This is a genomic window from Streptomyces sp. WM6372 (assembly GCF_001279655.1).
Lineage (GTDB): Bacteria > Actinomycetota > Actinomycetes > Streptomycetales > Streptomycetaceae > Streptomyces.
Map to the genome: position 1 here is coordinate 1 of NZ_LGDB01000052.1, position 3,626 is coordinate 3,626.

At 68.5% G+C, this 3,626-nt stretch carries 3 protein-coding genes; all 3 read left to right on the forward strand.

Features of this window, described 5'->3' with window-relative positions:
- Window positions 1–150: 150 nt before the first annotated feature.
- The 3 genes from ADK52_RS06565 (at window position 151) to ADK52_RS06575 (ending at window position 3,211) form a co-directional block, all read left to right on the forward strand.
- Window positions 151–507, forward strand: a complete 357-nt coding sequence (locus ADK52_RS06565) for a DUF6247 family protein (RefSeq protein ID WP_030874051.1) — start codon at window positions 151–153, stop codon at window positions 505–507.
- Entirely contained in the window at window positions 504–794 is a 291-nt protein-coding gene (locus ADK52_RS06570; RefSeq protein WP_053688830.1) for a hypothetical protein, read from the forward strand. The genes ADK52_RS06565 and ADK52_RS06570 overlap by 4 nt, the downstream gene beginning before the upstream one ends.
- A 122-nt stretch (window positions 795–916) precedes the next feature.
- Entirely contained in the window at window positions 917–3,211 is a 2,295-nt protein-coding gene (locus ADK52_RS06575) for a hypothetical protein (RefSeq protein WP_053688831.1), read from the forward strand.
- The last annotated feature ends 415 nt before the right edge of the window (window positions 3,212–3,626 follow it).

Genomic DNA, 3,626 nt, shown 5'->3' on the forward strand with positions numbered 1-3,626 from the left:
CTGCAGGGGGGACCCTGTGGGAGAGTAGGACGCCGCCGAACAATCATTGTAGAAAGCCCCGTACCGGGTATCCGGTACGGGGCTTTTCTGCGTTTACGGGGCCTTCGACTGAGCCGGTGGCTATCCTGGCCACGTTCCCCTGGAGGCACGATGACAGCACAGCACCTCGAAGACGACGGTCCGCTCATCCCCCAGCCGGCCATGACGCGCGAAGCCCTGCGGGACGCCGTGCGCCGGATCGACATGGCGCACCTCGCCGAGTTCGACCGGGAATGCCATGCGGCGTTCGACCGCGCCGCGGAGACGGGCGCCATCAACCCGCTCCGCTTCTTCCTGATCAAGTGGGCCACGCACGTGGCCATCCACCGCCGGCCCGCCCGAGCCGCCGCGCTGCTGGAAGCCGAGCGCACCGCAGGCGACCCGGCCGCCACGGAAGAACAGTTCCGGGCAGCGATGGAGACCAGCAGCCGCATCCTCGCCGAGGCCCAGCGGGAGATCGGTCAGTGACCCTGCGGGGTGAGGGAGTGGAGAACGAGGCCGGCTGGGCCTGGGAGTGCGATCCGAGTCGGCTGTGGGTGCTCGGCGACATGCCGGCGGAGCAGCAGGAGCTGGTCGTCGTCGTCATGGACGGCCTGGTCGACCTGGCGTCGATGGCCATCGACCCCAAGGACGGCAGCCTCTACGAAGACCCCAGCCCCATGCGCCTGCGTACGTACGAGGACGAACACCTGATGCTCTGGTACCAGACCATCCCCCACCGCAGCCGCGTCTACCTGAAGCGCGTCAACCTCTGACCTCGAAGTTCCCCCCGTTCTCCGCTGCTACGATCCGCTCACTTTGCGGGGGCGCAGAGCAGTTGGCGCGGAAGGCCGCTGCAGACCCCCGCGTGCATCCTGTGGGGGGAACACAGTTGAGAATGCCGCGTGCCGTGGGAGCCGCCGCGCTCGCACTGGCCACATGCATCGGCGCGGTGTGCGCCATACCGACGGCGGCCGCCGCGGCGCCGGCACCCGGAGGTGAGGCGACGGTCGCATCACCGCCGAGCGTCTTCGCGCCCTATCTGATACTCCGCGCTGCCGGCACAGGCATGCTGATGTCGGACCGGTACAACAATGAGCCGACGTCCTGGCGGAGTGCCGATGGCCGGAAGGTTCCGTCCGATTGCGGGTACGGCCAGGCCCGGCTCGGCGACGAGGTCGCCTGCACGGGCGCCAAGGAACTGAAGATCCGCAACTACGTCTCGGGGACGACCGAGTCCGTACCCGCCCGGGAGAACCGGGCCTGGGCCACGGCCATCTCGCCGACCCAGGTGCTGGCCTCGGAGAAGGACGCGGACGGACACTGGCTGCTCCACCTGCTCGGCCGTGCGAACGAGCCCCGCAAGGACGTGCCGGTCACCGGCGTCGAGGCGATGAGTTCCTATGCCGTGCTGGATTCGGACGCACGGGGCGCCCTCGTCGAGTACTGGGGCGAGGGCGCGGAAGGCAAGCACCGGCACGGGATCCTCGACTACGCCACGGCCACGTTGAAGGAACTCCCCGAAGCTCCCGGTGGGGGCAGCACGTACAACCATGTGGGGCTCGGGTCGAAGTGGATCGCCATGGTCCAATTCGACAAGGCCATCATGGTGTCCAGAACCGACCCTGCCGTGGTGCGTACGGTGGCGATCGACAAGTACCCGGGCCGGGTCCTGGCAGTCGGCGACTGGCTGATCGCGGACACAGGAGACAGCTCCGACCCGGTCGTGAAGGCCTATCCGAGTGACGGCAGTGCACCGCGACCCGTACTGGACCAGTTGGACGGGTCGTTGGTCCTCGGTGCCGACGGCAGTGCCTACGGGCTCTCCACCGTCAAGGGCAGTAGCCGCTGGGCCGTGCACCGCATCTCCGCGGATGCCCAGGGTGCCCTGCAGGTTCAGGAGGCGCTGGCCGTTCCGGCCCGACCCACGGACCGGCAGAGCATCGCCATCGCCCAGGGCGAGCTCTCCGCACTGCAGGTGGACAGCACCGAGTCCGTGCTGGGCTACCGGACCTCCGTCTCGGGTCCGCCGTCGATCACACAGGGTCCCGTGTGGCGCTGTGACCGCTCGAAGACCGATCCCTTCTGTCCCGAAGCCGCCAGCCGGTTCGGCGGAACCGCCGCAACAGGTGACGGCCGGATCGTCGGGATGGCGGCTGCGAACGGGTGCTCGTCCCGGTGCGCGGTGACGGTCCACATCCGGGATGCCCGCACCGGTGGCGCCCACCGGACCGTGAGACTCCCCGGCGAACTGTCGCACGCCAGAATTGTCAGCGCCTCCGGCCGCTATCTGTTGGTGAGCGCAGAGATCGACGATGCGCCCCGGTCGCTGGTCCTCGACATCGACGCCGGCAAGGTCCTGGACATCAAGCCCACCTCGGCTGCGGGACTCTGGGGTCCCCTGCTCTGGCAGCCCGAGGGCGACAAGGGCGTCCTGGCGGCCACGGATCTGCGGACCGGCCAGGTCGTCCGCCGTGTGGACCTGGCGTCGGGCTGCCGTCCGTACGAGCTCCAGGCCAACGGCGACTGGTTCTACTCGACCTGTTCCGCCGACGGGGCCGGGGCGGCTGCGTACCACGTACCGACGCGGCAGCGGATCCTGCTGCCCTTCGTCGCCGAAGGTTCGGCCGACCGCGTGTCGCTCGGCGACGGCTACGCGGTGCACGAGTACCACGGCGTGGTGAGCGTCTACAACCTGCGTTCCGGCGCGCTGGTGAGGGAACACCAGGTCTCCGGTTACCCGGGCAACAACATCACCGACTGGGCCGTCGACCGCTTCGGCGGCCGCCTTGCCTACCTCGACCAGGAGGAGACCCTTCACGTCGTGGGGGTGACCGGCGCCGCCTCGCCGCTCGCCGTGATCGACCAGAGCGTCCCCGGCACGCTCGACGCCAAGACGGCGGGCAGCCGGCAGGCCCGCTGGTGGCTTTCCAAGCCGGTCTCCTCGTGGAAGCTGATGGCGCGGAACAAGGCCTCGGGCATCACGACCGTCGTGCGCACCGGTGGTGAGACGCGTGGTCTCGTCGACCTGGCGTGGGACGGGAAAGACCAGACGGGCCGTGTCGTGATGAACGGTGCGTACGAATGGACGCTTCTGGCCACCCCGGCGGACGGCCAGGGAGCCCCGCTCAAGGCGACGGGCCCGGTCACCCTCACCGGCGCCACGTTCTCGGCGGGACGCGGGCGCCCGTGACCCGTCGTGGGGGGCCTCACGCATGAGGCCCCCCACGACGGCCCGGGGCACATCGAGGGCCCCGGGCCGCGCTCGTTTTGACACCCCGGGGGCCCAGTTGTAGAGTCGAACGGTTGCCTGGAACTGGACAAGTTCGGCAGCCATCCAGCAAGACCCCTCGTACCCACGGAATCGAATTCTGCGGGTGCGCACTCGACTCCTCATCCAGGAATCTGAAGCCGGGAAATCCGGTGGAAAACTTCTGATAGAGTCGGACTCGCCGGAAAGGGAAACGCGAAAGCGAAGACCTGGAAAGCAAATCCCGCTTCGACCGGGAGTCAGGCCCGAAAGGATCTGATAGAGTCGGAACCGCAGGAAAGAACGAAAGCCCGGAGGAAAGCCCGAGAGGGTGAGTACAAAGGAAGCGTCCGTTCCT

Excerpts from the sequence above, each read along its gene's own strand:
- ADK52_RS06565 (WP_030874051.1), top strand. The coding sequence starts at position 151 with ATGACAGCACAGCACCTCGAAGACGACGGTCCGCTCATCCCCCAGCCG.
- ADK52_RS06575 (WP_053688831.1), top strand. The coding sequence starts at position 917 with ATGCCGCGTGCCGTGGGAGCCGCCGCGCTCGCACTGGCCACATGCATC.